General features: G+C 69.7%; 20 protein-coding genes. 16 read left to right on the plus strand and 4 right to left on the minus strand.

The window, feature by feature from the left end:
- The first annotated feature begins 142 nt into the window (after window positions 1–142).
- Complete coding sequence (locus AC07OY_RS10485; RefSeq protein WP_495042509.1) at window positions 143–2,281, plus strand: TonB-dependent receptor family protein; 2,139 nt, start codon at window positions 143–145, stop codon at window positions 2,279–2,281.
- A gap of 460 nt (window positions 2,282–2,741) precedes the next feature.
- On the opposite strand, the gene AC07OY_RS10490 is transcribed toward AC07OY_RS10485, so the two are convergent.
- Complete coding sequence (locus tag AC07OY_RS10490) at window positions 2,742–3,767, minus strand: putative phage abortive infection protein (RefSeq protein WP_495042510.1); 1,026 nt, start codon at window positions 3,765–3,767, stop codon at window positions 2,742–2,744.
- Between the two features lie 167 nt (window positions 3,768–3,934).
- On the opposite strand from AC07OY_RS10490, the gene AC07OY_RS10495 reads away from it, so the two are divergent.
- Window positions 3,935–4,483: a hypothetical protein gene (locus AC07OY_RS10495; RefSeq protein WP_495042511.1), complete on the plus strand. Its 549-nt coding sequence runs from the start codon at window positions 3,935–3,937 to the stop codon at window positions 4,481–4,483.
- 63 nt (window positions 4,484–4,546) lie between these two features.
- Here the strand turns inward: AC07OY_RS10495 and AC07OY_RS10500 are convergent, their stop codons facing one another.
- The gene (locus tag AC07OY_RS10500) at window positions 4,547–5,482 is read right to left on the minus strand and encodes a retroviral-like aspartic protease family protein (protein WP_495042512.1); all 936 of its coding nucleotides are present in this window, start codon (window positions 5,480–5,482) and stop codon (window positions 4,547–4,549) included.
- Between the two features lie 471 nt (window positions 5,483–5,953).
- Here AC07OY_RS10500 and AC07OY_RS10505 point away from each other — a divergent pair, with 471 nt between their 5' ends.
- The 9 genes from AC07OY_RS10505 (at window position 5,954) to AC07OY_RS10545 (ending at window position 12,324) form a co-directional block, all read left to right on the plus strand.
- Window positions 5,954–6,685, plus strand: coding sequence for a hemerythrin domain-containing protein (locus AC07OY_RS10505; RefSeq protein ID WP_495042513.1), 732 nt, complete (start codon window positions 5,954–5,956; stop codon window positions 6,683–6,685).
- A 15-nt stretch (window positions 6,686–6,700) separates the two neighbouring features.
- Window positions 6,701–7,111, plus strand: a complete 411-nt coding sequence (locus AC07OY_RS10510) for a hypothetical protein (RefSeq protein ID WP_495042514.1) — start codon at window positions 6,701–6,703, stop codon at window positions 7,109–7,111.
- Between the two features lie 144 nt (window positions 7,112–7,255).
- Window positions 7,256–7,927, plus strand: coding sequence for a PAQR family membrane homeostasis protein TrhA (gene trhA / locus AC07OY_RS10515; RefSeq protein WP_495042515.1), 672 nt, complete (start codon window positions 7,256–7,258; stop codon window positions 7,925–7,927).
- 305 nt (window positions 7,928–8,232) lie between these two features.
- Entirely contained in the window at window positions 8,233–9,768 is a 1,536-nt protein-coding gene (locus tag AC07OY_RS10520) for an outer membrane protein assembly factor BamB family protein (RefSeq protein WP_495042516.1), read from the plus strand.
- A gap of 122 nt (window positions 9,769–9,890) precedes the next feature.
- Entirely contained in the window at window positions 9,891–10,196 is a 306-nt protein-coding gene (locus tag AC07OY_RS10525) for a DUF1330 domain-containing protein (RefSeq protein ID WP_495042517.1), read from the plus strand.
- A 287-nt stretch (window positions 10,197–10,483) separates the two neighbouring features.
- Window positions 10,484–10,690: a cold-shock protein gene (locus AC07OY_RS10530; protein ID WP_492659074.1), complete on the plus strand. Its 207-nt coding sequence runs from the start codon at window positions 10,484–10,486 to the stop codon at window positions 10,688–10,690.
- A gap of 71 nt (window positions 10,691–10,761) precedes the next feature.
- Window positions 10,762–10,980: a hypothetical protein gene (locus AC07OY_RS10535; protein ID WP_495042518.1), complete on the plus strand. Its 219-nt coding sequence runs from the start codon at window positions 10,762–10,764 to the stop codon at window positions 10,978–10,980.
- Between the two features lie 73 nt (window positions 10,981–11,053).
- The gene (gene infA / locus AC07OY_RS10540) at window positions 11,054–11,314 is read left to right on the plus strand and encodes a translation initiation factor IF-1 (protein WP_495042519.1); all 261 of its coding nucleotides are present in this window, start codon (window positions 11,054–11,056) and stop codon (window positions 11,312–11,314) included.
- A gap of 128 nt (window positions 11,315–11,442) precedes the next feature.
- Entirely contained in the window at window positions 11,443–12,324 is an 882-nt protein-coding gene (locus tag AC07OY_RS10545) for an alpha/beta hydrolase (RefSeq protein ID WP_495042520.1), read from the plus strand.
- Here AC07OY_RS10545 and AC07OY_RS10550 read toward each other — a convergent pair whose 3' ends face one another.
- Both AC07OY_RS10550 and AC07OY_RS10555 read right to left on the minus strand, forming a co-directional pair.
- A complete protein-coding gene (locus AC07OY_RS10550; RefSeq protein WP_495042521.1) occupies window positions 12,325–13,845 on the minus strand; it encodes a GGDEF domain-containing protein in 1,521 nt (506 codons plus the stop codon).
- Window positions 13,846–13,905: 60 nt separating this feature from the next.
- Entirely contained in the window at window positions 13,906–15,039 is a 1,134-nt protein-coding gene (locus AC07OY_RS10555; RefSeq protein WP_495042522.1) for a threonine aldolase family protein, read from the minus strand.
- Between the two features lie 96 nt (window positions 15,040–15,135).
- Between AC07OY_RS10555 and AC07OY_RS10560 the strand changes: the two genes are divergently transcribed.
- From AC07OY_RS10560 to AC07OY_RS10580, 5 genes are all read left to right on the plus strand, one after another.
- Window positions 15,136–15,813 carry a DUF3348 family protein gene (locus tag AC07OY_RS10560; RefSeq protein WP_495042523.1) on the plus strand — a complete coding sequence of 226 codons (678 nt, stop codon included), beginning with the start codon at window positions 15,136–15,138 and terminating at the stop codon, window positions 15,811–15,813.
- Window positions 15,810–18,413: a hypothetical protein gene (locus AC07OY_RS10565; RefSeq protein ID WP_495042524.1), complete on the plus strand. Its 2,604-nt coding sequence runs from the start codon at window positions 15,810–15,812 to the stop codon at window positions 18,411–18,413. Before AC07OY_RS10560 ends, AC07OY_RS10565 begins: the two co-directional genes overlap by 4 nt.
- Window positions 18,406–19,140: an OmpA family protein gene (locus AC07OY_RS10570; protein WP_495042525.1), complete on the plus strand. Its 735-nt coding sequence runs from the start codon at window positions 18,406–18,408 to the stop codon at window positions 19,138–19,140. Before AC07OY_RS10565 ends, AC07OY_RS10570 begins: the two co-directional genes overlap by 8 nt.
- Window positions 19,137–19,673, plus strand: coding sequence for a DUF2894 domain-containing protein (locus tag AC07OY_RS10575; RefSeq protein ID WP_495042526.1), 537 nt, complete (start codon window positions 19,137–19,139; stop codon window positions 19,671–19,673). Before AC07OY_RS10570 ends, AC07OY_RS10575 begins: the two co-directional genes overlap by 4 nt.
- 79 nt (window positions 19,674–19,752) lie before the next feature.
- A complete protein-coding gene (locus tag AC07OY_RS10580; protein ID WP_495042527.1) occupies window positions 19,753–20,400 on the plus strand; it encodes a glutathione S-transferase family protein in 648 nt (215 codons plus the stop codon).
- Window positions 20,401–20,415: the final 15 nt, after the last annotated feature.

Raw genomic sequence — 20,415 nt, forward strand, 5'->3', positions numbered from 1 at the left:
GCGCCCCGCCGATGAGCGGGGAAGGACTCGGCGATGCGGGTGCTGACCCCGCTTGCGCAAGGGCGCTTTGGGCCGCGCCCCGGCCAGGGCCATACCGCCCTGGCATGCTTCGCCCCTTTCCCTCACCGCCTGCCGGCGAGCCATGCTCCGCAGTTCCCCAGCCCTCCGCCTCACCCGCCTGGCCGCCACGTCGGCGCTGGCGCTCGCCGCCCCCCGCGCTGTCCAGGCCCTTGAGCCCGAGCGGCTGGCGCCCGTCGTCGTCACCGCCACGCGCAGCGAGGCCGCGCCTTTCGATGTGCCCGCCTCCATCAACCGCATCGACGGCGAGGCCCTGCGCGCCGGCCGCGCCCAGGTCAACATTTCCGAGGGCCTGAGCGGCGTGCCGGGGCTGCTGGCGCGCGACCGCCAGAACTACGCCCAGGACGTGCAGATCAGCGTGCGCGGCTTCGGCGCCCGCGCCAGCTTCGGCATCCGCGGCGTGCGCCTGTACGTGGACGACATCCCCGCCACGCTGCCCGACGGCCAGGGCCAGATCACCAACGTGGAGATCGGCACCGTCGGCCGCATCGAGGTGCTGCGCGGGCCCTTCTCGGCCCTGTATGGCAACTCCTCGGGTGGCGTCATCAGCATCTATTCCGAGAACCCCGTGGGCCCGGCGCGCCTGGATGCCAGCGTGGGCTTCGGCAGCGACGGCTTGCGTCGCGTGGCCGCGTCCAGCAGCGGCAAGGCCGGCGCCATCGGCTACACCCTGGGCGCCAGCCGCTTCGAGACCGACGGCTACCGCCAGCACAGCCGCACCGAACGCCGCCTGGGCAATGCGCGGCTGAACTTCAAGCTCGGCGCCGACACCCAGCTGACCCTCATCGCCAACAGCGTCGAGCTGCCCGAGGCGCAGGACCCGCTGGGCCTGACCCGCGCCCAGTGGTTGACGGGACCGCAGGCCGACCCGCGCGGCGTCGACCCCGGCGCGATCAGCTTCGACACCCGCAAGACCATGAAACAGGCCCAGGGCGGCCTGGTGCTGGAACACGGCATCGACGCAAGCAACACGCTGCGCCTGATGGTCTACCAGGGCCATCGCACGACGCTGCAGTTCCAGTCCATCCCGGTCGCCACCCAGGCCAATGCCTTGCACCCCGGCGGCGTCATCGACCTGTCGCGCGACTACCAGGGCGCCGACATCCGCTGGCGCTGGAAGGGCGCGACCGCGAGCGTCATCGCCGGCATCGCGGCCGACGAGATGAGCGAGCACCGCGTCGGCACGCAGAACTTCATCGGCACGACATTGGGCGTGCAAGGGGCCCTGCGCCGCGACGAGCGCAACCGTGTCAGCAATGCCGACCCTTACTGCCAAGCCGAATGGCGGCCCACGCCGGCCTGGCTGCTCAATGCCGGCGTGCGGCGCAGCAAGGTCGACTTCCGTTCCACCGACGCCTACATCAAGGGCACGAATCCCGACGACAGTGGTGCCGCCAGCTATTCGGCCACGCTGCCGGTGCTGGGCGCCAGCTACGCCGTGGACGAGCGCCTGCGCGTCTACGCCACCGCCGGCCGCGGCTTAGAGACGCCCACGCTCAACGAGCTGGCCTACCGGCCCAGCGGCGCGACGGGTCTCAACTTCGGCGTGCAGGCGTCCCTCAGCCGCAGCATCGAGGCCGGCATCAAGGCGCGCCCCTGGGACGGCAGCGAGTTCACGCTGGCGCTGTTCCAGACCGGCACGACGAACGAGATCGTCACGCAGACCAATGTGGGCGGCCGCGCCACCTTCCTGAACGCCGGCGCCACGCGCCGCCGCGGGCTGGAGGCATCGGGCGCCTTCCAGCTGACGTCGCACCTGCAGGCACAAGTCGCTGCAACCTGGCTGGACGCGCGCTACCGCGACGGCTTCCTGACCTGCACCGCCACGCCCTGCGCCGCGGCCAACACGCAGGTCGCCGCTGGCAACCGCATCCCCGGCATCGCCCGCACCGCGGTCTATGGCGCGCTGACCTGGCAACCGGCTGGTGGGTGGCGCACCGGGCTGGAGGCTCGCGCGCTGAGCAAGGTCTACGTCAACGACCTCAACAGCGACGCCGCACCGGGCTACGCGACGCTGGCGGCCCACCTCGGCTACCAGCTCAGCCTCGGCCCCTGGGACCTGGGCGCGCTGCTGCGCGTCGACAACCTTGGCGACCGACGCTATGCGGGGTCGGTCATCGTCAATGACGGGAACGGTCGGTTCTTTGAGCCGGCGCCGGGGCGCACCTGGATGGCCAGCGCCACCCTCGGCTATCGCTTCTGATCGACTGCAGCCACCGGCGCTCGCGAGCACGCGACGCCCAGAACTTCCGCACGTTCCAGTTGGTCCCGTTGCGATTGCTGGGTGGCAGGGCTAAAGATTTGCGGCCTGACCCCGAACTTGGGCGCCCATCTTGGGTTCGACCGCAGGCGGCATCGCAATCCTTACTAGGTAGACCGTCGCGCTGCCATTGCCGCTCCTTGGGGCGGCCAGCGCTTCTCCACCTGCCTGCATCTGGAGCTGTTTTCGAGCGCCGATTTGCTCGTCATGGGTAGCGAGGCGAGGTTAAAGATTTGAGCCTCGTATCTTTCCCCTGCCACCCCCCATTCCGCGCGGTTGCGGAGCAGGCCGCGCCGTTCTGGTGGCAAGTTCCGCTTGCTCGCCATGCAGCAAACGCTTACGGGCCAAAGACCGGAGGTCAGACGCCGGACTTGCAGGAGCACACAGATCTGCTGGTTTTTCGCTATATATCCCTTAAGCGCTCTTCTAGCTTTAGCAGTACGTTTGGATGCTCAATCCAGTAAGCGGAACGATCTGATGCCGACATAAAAGCACAACTATCAACTTCCAGCGCAGCAAGGTCACGACTAAGGGAATTCTTGGGGACGTGCTTGAAGAGCCCGTAATATTCAACCAGCGGCACGAAATGCTTACCCTCTTCGGTTTGCAAGTTTGCAACAATGATTGTCAAATCATCTTTACTCAAAGCGGCACGCGCGATATTTGAATAATGCAGCTTTTGCGATGACCCGAGCGAAGACAAATGGATAAATTTGAATACGTGATATAGCTTTCTAAAAAACGGCCCTAACTCCGACTCATTGTCGCCATAAAAAGTCTCACAACGAGTTTCAATGCCGGATCTATGCACTTGCCTACGATTTTCATCACTTTCAACAGCGTAGTCCTTGAGCGCATTTTCAATTAGATTCAGAAGCCCTTCGCAGGCCGGCGCTTTGGCGTAATCAATATTGTTCAGCTTCAGGGATTCTGGCGGAACCGCCCTATCTAGCAACTTGAAGAATAGGGGCTCGAAACTTTGTTGAATGACCTGACCCTCCATCATTTGCGCCGTTCGATATTGGAAGTAGGCGGCAAGAGCAACACCAATAAACGCAAATGAAGCAAACAGAGCATTGATGCCCCCGAACAAATCACCAAGTTGTCCGAGTTGCTCGAGCAATGCGGTCTCGCCATCACGCGCCGTCAATTTTGACTCTGAACTGACGACGTATTCGTAAAGTATGGAGATGCCCCATCGAGCCCACCCCAACCAAACCGAGAAAACAGCGACCATGCCCCCAGCAGCGGCAAGCTTAGGATCGCGTCGATATGTTGCGTACGCTAGTAGCCCTGCTCCAGCAATAAACAAAGCAACGATGCCAACAGCCTGCCCAGCCAAGAAAGTGCCAACAAGGCATATCGAAAGCGTCACGCATATAACGGCCGCTTCAGAAGCAAAAAGTTTTCCGTCCGAAGATTTCTTCATTTGCCAGACAGCTGCGTGACAACCCAGCTGAGCAGTTCAGTTGAAAGATGCAATGTACTGACGCAGCTTGACTTGGGCGAGCCCTCGAGTCCGGCGGCTCGGGGTCCGGTCAGCCGGCCACGGTCGCGGGTTCGAGGTCTCAAATCGATAGCCCCGTTTTCCGCCACATGACTCCCATAGCCCTGCAACTGACGACCGCGGCCGGATCAATCGAGATCGTCAACGAATCAGCCGACACCTTCGGGTCCGCAGACAATGAGCGCCGCTACGCCCACGAGATCACCCTGGGCAAGGACCTCCGTCCCTGCGCCGTCCACGGCGTGCTGTTGAACGGCAAGCCCTTGGCCGTCTTTGGCGACTTCCGCTGCACCGGTGTCCACCGTCACTCCGCACTCGTCTTCGGCGATCACGTCCTTCTCGCCGTCGGCGGCCAGGTCGTCTGCTTCTCGCCCGAGCCCTTCCAGGTGCGATGGCATCTCGAAGTCGATGACGCTGCCTGCTTCGGCGTCCACTGCGCGGCCGACCATGACGCCCTGATCTCGCACGGCGAACTTTCGATCACGCGCTTCTCGCGAGACGGACGACTGCTCTGGCAGAGCTGTGGCGCCGACATCTTTTCCGAAGGATGCGAGCTGCGCCCCGACTGCATCGAAGCCATCGACTTCAACGGCAGGCGCTACAGGTTCAGCTACGAAACCGGCAAGTCCTTGCCGTAGTCCCAAAGCCTCATGCCACGGGGCGCGGGGCGCGTCGTGCCGCCCCGAGCCCTGCTCCGGGCTCTACCGAGCCCGGGGCGACAGCAACAGGAACTCCATCCCGCGCGGCTTCTCGGTCTTCATGTCGAACGAAGCCAGCAAAGACTGCCCCATCAAAGGCACGCAGGCCTTGCAGACAAAGGCACGGGTGTTCTTGATCTCGTGAGGGCCGACGCGCAGGCTCTCGATGCTGATGACCCGACCCGAGACCGAGCGCCCGTCGGCCAGACGGGACTTGGCAGAACCGTCGAGGACCCGATAGCGCACCTTGGACCGGTCCAGGAGTTCTTCGCTCAATGTCGTCAGCGTGGCCCCTGTATCCACCACGAAGGCGCGCGGGCGCGCTTCACCCACGGTCAGCGGCGCGAAGAAATGCCCGTCGAGGCGCGAGAGCCGCAGCGGCTTGTCCGTCTCCTGCTTCACGGTCTCTTCAGCGCCGAGCAAGGACTCGATCGCGATGCGTTGCGCGTCGAAGTAGGTGGATCGGTCTGGGTTCTGGACGACTTCGTCGAACGCAGCCAGCAGCGCCAGCGCCTCGTAGCGGCGCTTCTTCTGCACCAGTTGCTTGGCCAGGGTGCCGCGAACGTCCACGGCGCGCGGCAGCACTTGCAGGCACTTGTAGTTCCATTCGATGGCCTCGTCCACGCGCCCCAGCCTGGCAAGGCTGTCGGCGTAGTAGGCGAACAGGTCGTAGGCCCCTTCGCCTTGCTCGATGGCACGCTGGAACCAGGTGACGGCCTCCGCGTGCTGGTCGCGCTTGTTGAGCACCCAGCCCAGGTTCGCCATCGCGCGCGTGTAGTCGGGCCGCAGGCGCAAGACCGTCCGCCAGTTGGTTTCCTCGCATGCCAGGTCGGCCGCGACTCGACAGCTCACGGCGCCCTTCTCATAGTCGGAGACCGTGTACTTGGCCTTGGGCGCATCAGCGTGGGCAAAGGCAGCGGCCAGACTCAGGGCTCCCAACACCGAGCCACGCCACCGTCGGACAAGGTGGTTTGCAGCAGCACCTGGCATCGCGAGTCACTCCCTGAAGTTTGAGGAGGGCGGAGTCTAAGCGGCGCCCCCCCAGCGCCGAGGGCACTGCGGCCGGCCACCTTCTCGCGCATGCAGAGGCTTCAAGTTCGGGGTCAGGTCTCAAATCTACAGCCCCCCTGCTGCCGTGATGCCCGCAAGCGCGGCTCGAATTCCAAGCGTTCTGGCGCTGCCGCGTGAAGCCGCCGGAACGTGGCGATGCCCCGCAAGCACCGCAGCATGCCCTGCCATCCGCCCCGCGCCGAGGCCAAGAACCTCAACGCCGGTGCGCGCTTAGCAAACTCTTAAGCTTCCGCTAGCAAGCACTTAGCCGCGCGCCGCCGCAGCGATTCCTACAGTGACTGCACGGTCGACATGCGCAACCAGCGACCGACCTCTTCACCGCAGCACAAGGGAATCCCAATGCACACCTCACTCCAAGAAATCCTCGCCGTCCGCGGCACGGCCACGGCGGCGCGGCTCGACATCTACGCCAGCATCCACAAGGGCGTGCGCCTGATGCTGGCCGAGGTGACCACCAGCGCCGGGCGCGTCGACCCGGCCGACCCGGCCTCGGTGCAGCAACTGGCCGAGCGGGTCGAGGCGGCGGCGGATTTCTGCCTGTCGCACCTGGAACACGAGAACGCCTTCATCCACCCCGTTCTGGAGCGCGTGCAGCCGAGCACCAGCCAGCGCATCGCCACCGAGCATGTGGAGCATGAGCGCGACATCGAGGCCCTGCGCGCCCACGCCCGTGCGCTGGCCGGCTGCCCGGCCCCCCAACGCGCCGCCGCCTGCCGGGCGCTGTACCACGCGCTGAGCCTGTTCACGGCCCACAACCTCGCGCACATGCACGTCGAGGAGACCGAGCACAACGCCGTGCTGTGGGCCCACCTGGGCGATGCCGAGATCGCGGCCATCCACGACCAGATCCTGGCCGCGCTGTCGCCCACGGAGATGATGACGTCGCTGAGCTGGATGCTGCCGGCCATGGCGCCGGCCGAGCGGCTGGGCCTGATGGGTGGCATGCGCCATGCACCGCCGCCGGTTTTCGCCGCCGCCCTGGCCCTGGCGCGCGAACGCCTGAATGACGACGACTGGGCTGCGCTCGCCCGCGGCCTGGGCATCGCCTCTGCGGCCGGTCTGGCAGCCTGAACCGAGGAGCAAGCGATGAACCTCGGCAAGAACAACAACCGCCGCTATGCCGGCCTGTGGATACGCATGGCCGCCCTCTACCTCGTCGTGGGCGTGGCCATGGGCAACTACATGGGCGCCACGCACGACTTCGGGCTGCGCTCGGTCCATGCCCACGTCAACCTGCTGGGCTGGGCGAGCATGCTGGGCTTCGGCCTGGTGGTGCAGCACTGGGCCGCCACGCTGAGCCCGCGGCTGGTGGCCCTGCAGTTCTGGCTGCACCAACTGGCCCTGCCGGTGATGCTGGGCGCGCTGGCGGCGCTGATGCGCGGCATCACGGCCGCCGGTCCGCTGGTGGGCCTGGGCTCGGCCGTGGTGGGCGTGGCGGTACTGGCCTTTGCCGTGAACGTGTGGCGCGGCGTGGGGGTGAAGCTGCAGGCCGCCTGAGCGACTGTCCGCGGGGCCGCGCGAAAACCCCTTGAGAATCGTGCATCGCCCCGTGCTTATTCACACCCCCTCAAACCTTGGGTTGGATCCCCGGTCCCGTGCTGGCACTCTGACTTCACCCCGTCTGCAGTTGGAGACGACACCATGCAGTTGCAACTCACCCCTGACCGCCCGCAGACCCTCGGCGAAGAGATCGCCAATGCCATCAGCCACGGCCTGGGCGCACTGCTCGCCGTCGCGGCCCTGCCCATCCTCGTGACGCGCGCCATGGGCCATGGCCGGGCCACCGACGTGGCCGCCGCGGCCATCTTCGCGGTGACGATGTTCCTGCTCTACGGCATCTCGGCGCTGTACCACGCGCTGCCGGCTTCGCTGGCCAACGGCCGCGTCAAGAACTGGCTGATGCGGCTGGACCATGCGGCCATCTATGTCTTCATCGCCGGCAGCTACACGCCCTTCACGCTGGGCGTGCTGCACCAGGAGGGGCCGGGGCTGGCGCTGCTGGTCACGGTCTGGGCCGCGGCGGCCTTCGGCGTGACCATCAAGCTGCTGAACCGCCTGCGCCACCCGCTGGTGTCCACGGCCATCTACCTGGCCATGGGCTGGGTGGTGGTGTTCGCCGTCGGGCCGCTGGTGGAGCGCATGCCCGGCCCGGGCCTGGCCCTGCTGGTGGCCGGTGGCCTCAGCTACACGCTGGGCGCGGTGGTCTTCCTGCTGGACAACAAGCTGCGCTACGCCCACTTCGTCTGGCATCTGTTCGTGCTGGGCGGCAGCGTCTGCCACTTCTTCGCGGCCCTCTGGTACGCCTACGGTTGAGGCCTGACGGGCCGACAACAGCGCCAGCCAGGCGCCTTCCTTAGTTCTGAGGATGCCGGCTGCCGTGCGGGGGAAATCCCTCCGCACCGGCGCAGCCACAGGTATCTGATCGGCGCCAGGCCCCAACGATCGCGGCAAAGGTTCCTCTGAGAGCCTGCCTGCGCAAAAACACGGGTCGGGGCATCTTGGCGGCACCCCTCCCAACGCCGCACGGCACTCTCGACTAGGAGGATCCCATGGTGATCGAAATGGCGGGACGACGCCTGCGCCGGCTTGCGATGAGCGGGCTCGCACTGGCTGGGCTGATGTGTGCAGGCATTTCGGCGACGGCCGACCCCAACGATGCGGGCTGGCCGTCGGCCGGGCAGAACCTCAGCAACACCCGGCACCAGCAGCACAGCGGCGGCATCAGCGTGCAGACGGTGGGCGGCCTGGCGCAGAAATGGGTGTTCACGACCGGCGGCGATGTGTCGGCGACGCCCGCCGTGGACATGGGCGCCGTCTACTTCCCCGACTGGGCGGGCAATCTCTATGCGCTGGATCGCCAGACCGGCGCGCAGCTGTGGAAGGTGTCGGTCGGGGCGGCTTCGGGCACGCCGGGCGACAAGGCCCGCGCCACGCCGGTGATCGCCGGCAACAAGCTCATCGTCGGCACGCAGGGCAATGTGTTCGCACCGCCCCCCTACGGCGGGCCGGGCGGCAAGCTGCTGGCCTTCAACAAGCAGACCGGCGCGCTGCTGTGGGCGACGCAGCTGGACAGCCACTACGGGGCCATCATCACGCAGTCGGCCACGGTGCACGGCGACCGCGTCTACGTTGGCGTGGCCTCGCTGGAGGAGGCGCTGGCCGGCACGGTGGGTTTTTGCTGCAGCTTCCGCGGCAGCATGCTGGCGCTGGACGTCAACACCGGCGCCATCGTTTGGAAGACCTATATGGTGCCGCCCGGCTACTCGGGCGGCGCGATCTGGGGCAGCGCGCCGGCCGTGGACACCAAGCGCGGTCAGGTCTACATCGCCACGGGCAACAACTACTCGGTGCCCGAGCCGGTGCGGCTGTGCGTGATCGCGGCGGGCACCAACACCGACGCCGTCAAGGCCTGCCTGGCCGCCGACAACTACTTCGACGCCGTGCTGGCGCTGGACATGAAGACCGGTGCGGTGCGCTGGGCCACCAAGGCCCTGCCAGCCGACACCTGGACGGCCGCCTGCATCGGCTTCGGCGACCCGGCCTTCTGCCCCAGCCCGACCGGGCCCGACTACGACTTCGGCCAGGCGCCGGCCCTCTTCACCGTCAAGATCGACGGCAAGGGCAAGCCCAGCGACGTGGTGGGCGCCGGCCAGAAGAGCGGCAAGTACTGGGCGATGGACGCGGACACCGGCACGGTCAAGTGGGTGACCCAGGCCGGTCCCGGCGGCACGGGCGGCGGCCTGCAGTGGGGCTCGGCGGTGGACGGCAAGCGCGTCTACACGGCCAATGCCAACAGCGACGCGGTGCCCTGGCCCGCGGCGGGTGGCCTGACCAGCGGCGTGTGGAGCGGCATCGACGCCGTCACCGGCCAGCTGCTGTGGCAGACCCGGCCGTCCGGCGGCGGCAGCACCTCGGGCCCGGTGACGACGACCAATGGCGTCGTCTTCGGCTGCTCGCTGGACCGCAGCAACGGCTATATGTATGCGCTGGACGCGGCCACCGGCGTGGAGCTGTGGAAGTTCTCCAGCGGCGGCTCCTGCCTGTCGGGCGCGGCCATCTCCAAGGGCCAGGTGTTCTGGGGCTCGGGCTACAGCAACCTGTTTGGCGCCTTCGGCGGGCCGAACAACAAGCTTTACGCGTTCGAGATCCGGTAGCGCGCCGACGGCTGACCGAGCCGGCGCCGCAACGGCGGCGCCGGCTCTTTTTTGCCCTGCTGTGGCATGCACGCTGCGGATAACGTAGAAACGCAGCCCCACCAACGCCCCACCGGATCACCATGCCCAAGGCCTACTGGATCGCGCGCGTCGACGTCAGCGACGCCGAGCAATACAAGCTCTATGTGCAGCGCAACGACGCGGTGTTTGCCAAGTTCGGCGGCCGCTTCCTGGTGCGTGCGGGCCGCTACGAGAACCCCGAGGGCGCCAGCCGCAGCCGCCAGGTGGTGATCGAGTTCCCGAGCTACGAGATGGCGCAGGCCTGCTACCGCTCGCCCGAGTACGCGCCGCAGATCACGCTGCGCCAGTCCTGCGCCGAGGCGGACATCGTCATCGTCGAGGGCTACGACGGGCCTCAGCCGGGCTGACGCAGCGGCCGCCCGCGTGATCTAACGCCGCTTCGCGGGGGTTTGCACCACCCCTGTCGGCAGGGGCTTTGGCGCGGCGTGGTACATTCGGCGTCATAGATTCGCACAAGACCGTTTTCTCAAGGTCTTATCTGCAGCCCCGCCGGCCACCCCCTGGCCCATTCTCGCGAGCGGCTCGCTACAGCCAACTCCCCGGCAAGTGTTCTTGAGTGTCTCTGTCTCCGCACGGCGCGAAGCTGGCGGAGGGATTTCTCCATTTCAAAATTCCAAAGGAAAACACCATGAACATCGAAACCGGCACTGTGAAGTGGTTCGACGACGGCAAGGGCTTCGGCTTCATCACCCCTGATGGCGGCGGCAAGGACCTGTTCGCTCACCACAGCGAAATCAAGAACAGCGGCGGCTTCCGCTCCCTGGCCGAAGGCGCCAAGGTGGAATTCGAGACCAAGCAAGGCCCCAAGGGTCTGCAGGCCTCGAACATCCGCTCGCTGTAATCGAGCAAAGGGCGCCTGGCGCCCACTCCGCGGCGGCCCTCGATGGCTGGCGCGGCCAACAGAAGAAGAAAATGAACAACAACAAGAACATCGAAGTGGGGCGCTACCTTGTATCGCCCATGACCATGCCTCGGGACGGCGGCGGTTTCACCGCCTCGGTCTCGATCCGATCCGGCCGCGGAATGGCCAGCGTGGACCGCGTCATGTGGTTCAAGCCGGAGTTCCGCAGCTCGCAGGCAGCACTGCACTACGCCACGGCCGAAGGCCTGGCCTGGGCCCGCAGCCACTGACAGCGAGCACCCGTCCCAGGGGCCCCGGCCATGTGCCGGTGCCCCGCCTCACAACTCGCAACGGAGCTTCAATTTGGCCAAGGAAGAACTGATCGAAATGCAGGGCGTCGTGGATGAAATCCTGCCCGACTCGCGATTCCGCGTGACGCTGACGAATGGCCACAAGGTCATCGCCTACACCGGCGGCAAGATGCGCAAGCATCACATCCGCATCCTGGCCGGTGACAACGTGTCGCTGGAGATGTCGCCCTATGACCTGAGCAAGGGCCGCATCACCTTCCGCCACCTGGGCGGTCCGCGTCCCACCCCTGGCGCCGGCGCACAGCGCCGCTGAGCTGGTGCGGGCATGACGCTCGCGCCCTCCCGAATCGGCCGCCATGGCATGCCTGGCGGCCGATTGCTTTTCTGCCGCCAGGCGCACACTCGCGGCATCCAAACCCGCGCGAGCCGCGTAGGCTCGCCATGCCCGTGTTGAAAGCCGGCCTCTATTTGCTGGGCGCCCTGCTGGTGGCGGGCGTGCTGGTGGCCTGCGCGCCGGTGGCCACGCTGAATGCGCTGGCCCCCGGCCACACGCACACGCTGACGGCCGGTGTGGCCTACGGGCCGGGCCCGCGCCAGCAGCTGGACATCTACAAGCCGGCGCGCGCCGCGCCGCGCGGCGGCTGGCCGGTGGTGGTGTTCTTCTACGGCGGCTCCTGGAACCGCGGCAAGCGAGCCGACTACGCCTTCGTCGGCGAGGCCCTGGCCTCGCGCGGCATCCTGACGCTGGTGGCCGATTACCGCCTCTACCCCGAGGTGCGCTACCCCGACTTCCTGCGCGACAGCGCCGCCGCCCTGGCCTGGGGCCTGGGCCATGCCGGCGAGCTGGGCGGCAACCCGCGGCGGGTCTTCGTCATGGGCCACAGCGCCGGCGCCTACAACGCGGCCATGCTGGCCCTGGACGCGCGCTGGCTCAAGCCCACCGGCCGCAGCCCGCGCGAACTGGCCGGCTTCGTCGGCCTGGCCGGGCCCTACGACTTCCTGCCCATGACCAACCCGGACGCCCAGCCGGTGTTCTTCCACCCCAACTATCCGCCTGGCACCCAGCCGCTGGAGCACGCCAGCAAGGCCGCGCCGCGCAGCTTCCTGGCCGCAGCGCGGGAGGACTCGCTCGTCAACCCGCAGCGCAACACCCAGGGGCTGGCGACCAAGCTGCAGGGCCTGAAGGTGCCGGTGACGCTGAAGTTCTATGACCGCGTCGGCCACATGACGCTGATCGCCACCTTCGGCGCGCCGCTGCGCTGGCTGGCGCCGGCGCTGGACGACGTGGCCGTCTTCATCAACGGCGTGGACGGCGAGGGCTGATCAGCCCGCCACCGCCACGCGGTTGCGTCCTTCACGCTTGGCCGCATACAGCGCCCGGTCGGCGCGGCGCATCAGGTCTTCATGGCTGGCGTCGGCCGCGCCCAGCTCGGCCACGCCGATGGAGACGGTCAGGCGCAGCGGCGTGCCGTAATGCAGCTCGATGACCAGGGCCTCGATGTGCTGGCGCAGCCTCTCGGCCACGTCCAGCGCGTCGGCCAGGGTGGTCTCGGTCAGCAGGGCGGCGAACTCCTCGCCGCCCAGGCGGGCCGGCAGGTCGATGACGCGCAGCGCATGGCGGCAGCTGTCGGCCAGCCGGCTCAGCGCGAGGTCTCCCACCTCGTGGCCGTGGCGGTCGTTGACCTGCTTGAAGTGGTCGATGTCCATCATCAGCAGCGACATGGGCTTGCCCAGGCGGCGGCAGCGCGCCAGCTCGGCCTGGGCGCGCTCGTGGAAGTCGCGCCGGTTGCTCAGGCCGGTCAGCGCATCGGTGCGGGCCTGCTGCTCCAGGCGCTGCTCCAGCTTCTTGCGCTCGGTGTTGTCGAAGACGGTGGTGCGGCTGCGCAGGAAGCGGCCCTGGGCGTCGCGCACGGCGGTGGCGCTGACGATGACGGGCAGCACGCTGCCGTCGGCGCGCCTCAGCTCGTACTCGACGTCCTGCAGCTGGCCGCTCTCCAGAAACTGCGGGAACTCCTGGTGGAAGCGCTGCTGGCTGGTCATGGTGAGGAAGTCGGTGAAGGGCCGGCCCAGCACCTGCTCGGCGGGCAGGCCCAGCCAGCCCAGCTCGGTCTGGTTCATGCGCACGACGCGGCCCTGGTCGTCCACCGAGTGGTAGCCGCAGGGCGCGCGGTCATAGAGGTCGGACACCTCGCGGCTCTTGGCCTGGATCTGGGTCATCAGCTCGACGACGGCGCGCTGGTACATGCCGATGGAGCGCAGGCACAGGAAGAGGAAGGTGCCGGTGGCCACCAGCAGCGTCAGCCAGGCGCTGACCTGGCGGTGGTAGACGGCCTCGGGGATGAGGGTGTTGAGGCGCCCGCTGACATAGCCGGCCCCCACCGCCAGCACGGCCACGCCCGCCGCCAGCGCGAAGGCCAGGCCCACGCGCGTCGAGTAGAGGTTGCTGGCCACATAGCAGCTCAGCACCAGCCAGAAGGTGCTGGCCGAGATCAGGCCGAAGGACAGCACGCCCGGCAGGCCGACGGCCCACAGCAGGGCCAGGAAGAGGCCAGACAGCCAGTGGTAGGACAGGCGGCGGCGCAGCAGATAGATGCCGCCCACCAGCAGGGCCAGCACGACGTGGGAGGTGTAGACCGGCAGCCAGCCGCTGATCAGGGATCGCGACACCGAGATGGGCACGCCGATCAGGGCCACGACGACCATGCCCTGCCAGAGATCCTCGATGAACTCGCGCTTCAGCCGGGCGAGCTGGGGCTCCAGCAGCAGGCCGATGTCCACGTCGGCCGCGGCGGCTGCCGTGGCCGATGCCTCGGCGGCAGCCGGCAGGGCGTCAGCGCGGGACAAGCTCGTCTGCATGGCAGGGGCCTCCGTCGGAAGGACTGCCATTCTGGGCCCGCCCGGCGCTCAGCCCTGGGCCAGCGCCAACGCAGTGCGCCAGGCCGTGACGGCTTCCTCATCCGTCCAGCCCTGCGCCGCATCGCCGATGACGATTTCCACCATCGCGCCGCCCTCGATGAGGTGGGAGGCCACGGCCCGCGCACCCAGCCAGAAGCCTTCGCGCCGCGCCACCTCCAGCAGGGCCTGGCGCAGCGCCTCGGGCGCGGCCGGCAGATGCAGCTGGAAGGCGTTGACCTGGGGTGGCTCGGGCGCCACGCGCCAGCCGGGCTCGGCGGCCAGCAGCGCGGCCAGGGCCCGCGCGCGTTCGCGGTAGGCCGGCATCTGGGCCAGCTGGCTGCGCAGGCCCTGCAGGGCGCTCAGCACCATGGGGTAGGCGGTGAAGAGATTGCCGCCCAGGCGGGTCTGCCAGGGGGTGATGCGGGCGATGAAGTCCTCGCTGCCGGCCAGCACGCAGCCGGCCAGGCCGCCCAGGCCCTTGTAGAAGGAGACATAGACCGAATCGGCCAGCGCGGCGATCTCGGCCAGCGAGCGGCCGTAGTGGGCCGAGGCCTCCCAGAGGCGGGCGCCGTCGAAATGCAGAGGCGTGCCGCAGTTGCGGCACCATTGGCTGAGGCGCTGCAGGTCATCCCACTCCGGCAGGCGGTAGCCGCCACGGCGCAGCGGCAGTTCCACGGTGACGACGGCCGGCGCTCCGGGCAAGGCCTCAAGCGGCACGTGCTCCAGGTCGGGCACGGTCAGGGGTACATCGCGCCTGCCGAGGCGCATGCCGCGCAGGCCCATCAACTCCTCGAAAGCCTCGGCCTCGTCGATGGCGATATGGCTTTGCGGGTGCAGGACGACCGGGCCGTCGCGGTCGCCGCAGTGCACGCGCAGGGCGGCCAGCTGGGCGGCCACGCCCTTGTGCATGAAGCGCGCGGCCGGCTTGCCGAGCAGGGCCGCGACCTCGGCCTCCAGCGCCTGGATGGCCTGGCCCTGGCCGTAGACGTCCAGCGGCTGGTCGGCTTCGGGCAGCTCCGCCAGGGCGAGCAGGGACTCACGCATGGACAGCAGCGGGCGGTGGCCGCCGAGCCAGCGCGTGCAGCGCTTGCGCAGTTCGGTGTCGGCGTGGAGGGTGGTGTTGGAGTAGCTGGCGGCGGGCATGGGCGGCAGTGTCGCCCGGGGTGGGGATGCCCCTTCCAGCGGGCCTCACTAAAATCTCGCCCTTTTTCCTCGCGCGCCCGCGCAGGTGCGCCTTCCATGCAAGCCCTCCCCCCGCAGCTTCCCGCCGCCGAGCCCCTGGCCCGGCTGCTGCTGCAATGGGGCGTCGCGCCGGTGCCGGCGGCGCCCGTGGCCGAACGCCTGGGCGGCTGGCTGGGCTGGGCCGAGGCCATCGGCCTGTCCCAGTTGCTGGCCACGGCGCCCGCGGCCGGCGCCAACGAGGCCGCCGGCCGCGAGGCCCTGGACTGGGCCCACGCCGCGCTGGACCGGCTGCAGACCGAGCTGACGGCCGCCTTCGACGACGCCCTGCTGGCGCGCGACTCCGCCGAGATCGCCCCCGAAGGCGTGCCCCTGTCCGACCTGCTGGCGCCCTACCGCCTGCACCACGCCCAGCAGCAGCGCAGCATGGCCGCCCGCGTCGCCACGCTGCGCGAACGCCTGCGCCCGCGCCTGGCCGAGGCCTCGGGGCCGCTCGCGCGGCTGGCCCAGCTGGACGCCGTGTTCGAGCGCGCCGTGGTCGCCCAGGAGCGCCCGCTGCTGGCCGGCCTGGCCGCCGTGCTGACCCGGCGCGCCGAAACCCACCATGCCACCGACCCGCGCCGCTGGCGCGCCCGCTTCTGGGCCGACCTGCAGCGCGCGCTGCGGGCGGAACTGGACCTGAGATTGCAACCGGTGCAAGGCCTCATCGAGGCCCTGCACCCCGCCGATTCCCGATGAACCGCTTCCTGAACGCCCTCTATCCCCTCGCCCTGGCCGCCGGCCTTGCAGGCATTGCCGGCGCGGCCCTGGCCGCCGCCCGCCACCACCCGGTGGCCCTGGCGATGACGCTGCTGATCGCCGCCTTCTTCGCCATCGGCGTGTGGGAGCTGACGGCCTTTCGCCGCAGCAGCCGCGAACTGGACGCCGCGCTGCAGGGCGAAGACTTCGCCGCCCGGCTGCCCGCCACCTTGCGCGCCGCCGTGCAGCAGCGCCTGGACGGCCTGCGCGTGGCCCTGCCGGGCCTGTCGCTGGCGCCGGCCCTGGCCGGCCTGCTGGTGCTGCTGGGCATGCTGGGCACCTTCATCGGCCTGGTCATCACGCTGAGCAGCACGGCCTCGGCCCTGGGCCAGACGGCCGACCTCGCCGCCCTGCGCAATGCCCTGGGCGCGCCGGTGCAGGGCCTGGGCCTGGCCTTCAGCGCCAGCGTGGCCGGCGTGACCGGCTCGGCCATGCTGGGCCTGATGGTGGCCCTGGCACGCCGCGAGCGCGCGGCCGTCGTCGCGCTGCTGGACACCGCCCTGCTCGGCAAGCTGCGGCCGCTGACGGCGGCCCACCGCCGTGAGGTCGCGCAGCAGGCCGCCGAGGCCCTGGCCGCCGAGACCGCGCGCAGCCACCAGCTCGAGCTCGTCGCGCAGCTGCAGGCCCATGCCAAGCACATGGCCGACCAGCTCGCAGCGCAGAACGATCGCTTCCACGGTGAGACCAGCAAGGCCTACACGGCCCTGGCCGCCAGCGTGGACACGACGCTGCGCACCAGCCTGGCCGAGAGCGCCCGCCTGGCCGGCGCCGCCATCCAGCCCGCGGCCGAAGCCGCCATGGCCGGCATCGCCCGCGAGGCCGCCGCCCTGCATGAGCGCGTGGGCACTCAGGTGGGCGAGCAGCTCGGCGCGCTGAGCAAGCGCTTCGAGGCTGGCGTGAGCCAGATCGCGCAGCAGCAGGCCGCTGCCGCTCAAGCCCAGGGCGAAGGCCTGGTCCAGCAGCGCGAGGCCGCGCTGAAACTGCTGGCCGACACCGCCGCCACCACCCAGCAGGCGGTGGACCGCCTGGGCGATCGCTGGGCCGCCGAGGCGCAAGCCCTGCTGGCTGCGCAGGCCGAGGCCGACAACGCCCGCGCCGCCACGCTGCGCGGCCAGATCGATGCCCTGGCCGCCCAACGCAGCGCCGCCCAGCAGGCCCTGGCCGACGCCGCCGAACGCTTTGCCGCCCAGTCGCAGGCCCTGCTGGACCGCGTCGCCGCGCAGGACGAACAGCGCCGCGCCGAAGCCCGCGCCGATGCCGACGCCCTGGCCCGGCAACGCGCGGCCAACGAGCAGCTGCTGTCCACCCAGCGCGAAGCGGCCCAGCAGCTGCTGGCCGACAGCGGCGCCCGCGCCCAGCACGCGCTGACCGAGCTGAGCACCGGCTTCGCCGCCCAGACGCGCGATCTGCTGGACCGCATCGCCGACACCCAGACCCGCCACGCCGCCCTGCAGGCCGAGCTGGAGGCGCAAGCCCGCGCCGAGGCCCGTGCCGAGGCCGAAGCCCTGGCCCAGCAGCGCACCGCCAATGAAGCGCTGCTGTCCGCCCAGCGCGAGGCCGCGCAGCAGCTGCTCGCCGCCAGTGGCCAGCGCGCGCAGGACGCGCTGACCGAGCTGACCGCCGGCTTCGCCGCCCAGACCCAGGCCGCCGTCAAGGCGCTGGCCGAGGCCCACACCCAGCTGCAATCGGCCCATGCCGCCAACGACGCCGAGCGCCTGTCCGCCTGGCGCAGCGAGCTGCAGGCCGCCGGCGCCACCCAGCTGGCCCAGCAGCAGCAGCTCGCCGACGGCCTGCTGACCCACACCCGCGAGCTGGTCGCGCAGACCGAGGCCCAGGCCAAGACCACGCTCAGCGAGGCCGGAGCCCTGCTGCAGGCCGCCGGCGAGGCGCCGCGTGCGGCCGTCGAGGTCGTTGCCGCGCTGCGCGAGCAGTTGGCGCAAAGCCAGGCCCAGGACCGCGCCGCGCTCGCCGAGCGCGCCGAGCTGATGCAGACCGTCTCGACACTGCTGGCCTCGCTGCAGCAGGCTGCCGGCGAACAGCGCGCCGCGCTGGACACCCTGCTGGGCGGCGCCGGCTCGCAGGTGCAGGCGCTGATCGGCGGCGCGGCCACACAGGTGAGCGCGCTGCTGGACGGCACCGCCTCCCACGTCAGCGCACTGACCAGCAGCGCCGCGGCCCAGGTGGAGGCCCTGGTGGGCAGTTCCGCCACGCAACTGGAGGCGCTGGGCCAGCGCTTCACGGCCCAGGCCGACGCCACCGGCCAGACCCTGTCCGAGGCTGCAACGACGATGGCCGCCAGTGCCGCCGAGATGGGCAGCCTGGGCGAGGGCTTTGGTGCAGCGGTCGAGCAGTTCCAGGGCGCCAATGCCCAGCTGGTGCAGCACCTGGCCGCGCTGGAGGAGCGCCTGTCGGCCGCGATGTCGCGCAGCGACGAGCAGCTGGGCTATTACGTGGCCCAGGCACGTGAAGTGATCGACCTCTGCCTGGGTTCGCAGAAGCAGGTGCTGGACGCGCTGCAGGGGGCCACCGCGAATGGATGAGCCGCTGGAGATTGAACAGGAAGGTGTCGGCACCCCCGCCTGGGCCGCCTTCGGCGACCTGATGGCCGGCGTGCTGGGCGCCTTCGTGCTGGTGCTGGCCGCGGCCCTGGTGGGCCAGCTCGACCTGGCCAACAAGCTGGCGGCCGAAGTGGCCCAGCGCCAGGCCGAGCAGGCGCGGCGCGAGGCGCTGGAGCGCGCCCTGGCCGGGCCGCTGGCGGACGGGCGCATCACGCTGTCGGACGGCCGCATCGGCATCAGCGGCGCGGTGCTGTTCGCCATCGGCTCCGACCAGCTGCATGCCGACGGCCGCGCGCTGATCAAAAGCCTGGCCCTGCCGCTGCGCACCTATCTGGCCCAGCGCGACGAGATCCTGATGGTGAGCGGCTTCACCGACGACCGCGGCTTTCTCACAGGCAAGGGCGGGCTCAAGGGACGACGGGCCGCTCCCGAGTCCCTTGACCCCCTCGGGGGGCAGGCCGGGCAGGCGCCCGGCCTTGGGGGCTCCAAGACCTTCGCCGACAACTGGGAACTGTCGGCCCAGCGCGCGCTGACCGTCACGCGCACGCTGATGGCCGAGGGCCTGCCGCCCGACGCCGTGTTCGCCGCCGCCTTCGGGCCGCAGCAGCCGGTGGCGTCCAATGACGAGGCCGGCGGCCGGGCGCTGAACCGCCGCGTCGAGATCGCCCCCACGCCGCGGCCGCAACGGGCCGCCGCCTCCGCGCCGTGATCGACGACCCCGTCGCCTGGGTCCAGGCCCGCGCTGATGCCGGGATGGAGGCCGACCCGGTGCGCCGCCGCGTGCTGGAGGCGCTGGCGCGGCGGGCGGCCGCCCAGCAGGGCGCGCTGCGTGAGCGCCTTGTCGCCCGGCTGGTGCAGCGCGCCGAGGCCGCACCCCTGCCGCTGCCCGCACCCCGCGCCGCGAACGCGGCAAGTCCACTGACCGAGCTGCTCGCCCAGCTGCAGGCCGGGCCCGAGCTGCGCAATGTGCATGTCCATCGCCGCACCTGGAGCGCGCTGCGCCTGACGCGCCGCCTCGCCGAGGTCAGCGCGCCGGTGCCCGAGCATCTCGGCCCGCTGAACAGCCAGGTGCTGGTGGCGCGCGCCCTGCAGCAGGTGCAGGGCCTGTCGCCCGACTATCTGCAGCGCCTGCTGACCCAGCTCGACGGGCTGGCCGCGCTGGCGCCGCTGCAGGTGGCTGGAGAAGCGGAGAAACCGGCCCGCCCGGCCGCGCGCAAGACCGCGTCTTCACGCAAACGCTGAGGGCGGGCCCTAACTCCGCGGTTGAATCGTCGGACGAGTTTGCAGACACTGCGCAGCGCCGATGACAACGCTGACAGCCATGAAGCCCATCCTCTATTTCTCGCGCAACCCCAACCCCCGTCTCGCCGTGGCGGCGGCGAAGTACCTGGGCGCGCCGGTCAGCTACGAGTTCGCCGCGCCGCTGGCCCCGGACCAATCCGACAGGTTCAGGCCGCTGAACCCCTCGCTGCGCATTCCCATCCTGGTCGAGGCCGACGGCAGCTCGCTGTTCGAGGCCGATGCCATCGCCTGCCGGCTGTCGCAGCTGACGGGTTCGGAGTTCTGGCGCACGGGGCCTGAGCTGCCGGACATGATCCGCTGGATCAGCTGGAGCCGCGACAACTTCATGAGCGCCTGCGACATGGTGCATTTCGAGCGCGGCACCAAGCAGCGCTACCGCCTGGGCGCGCTGGACGAGGGCCTCGTGAAAAGCGGCCTGCAACGCTTCCAGGAGACGGCGGCCATCCTGCAGGCCCATCTGTCCAGGCAGGACTGGCTGCTGGCCAGCGGCCTGTCCTATGCGGACTTCCGCATGGCCGTCTTCCTGCCCTACAACGACGTGGCCCGCCTGCCCCTGGCCGACTACCCGGCCGTGGCGGCCTGGCATGAGCGCCTGCTGGCCCTGCCGGCCTGGCGTCATCCTTTCGAGGGACTGGCGGCGCCCGAACTGCCGCCCATCCCGGCCTGAGCGCCAAGCATGATG

It is taken from the genome of Roseateles sp. GW821-FHT09H10 (assembly GCF_059415865.1).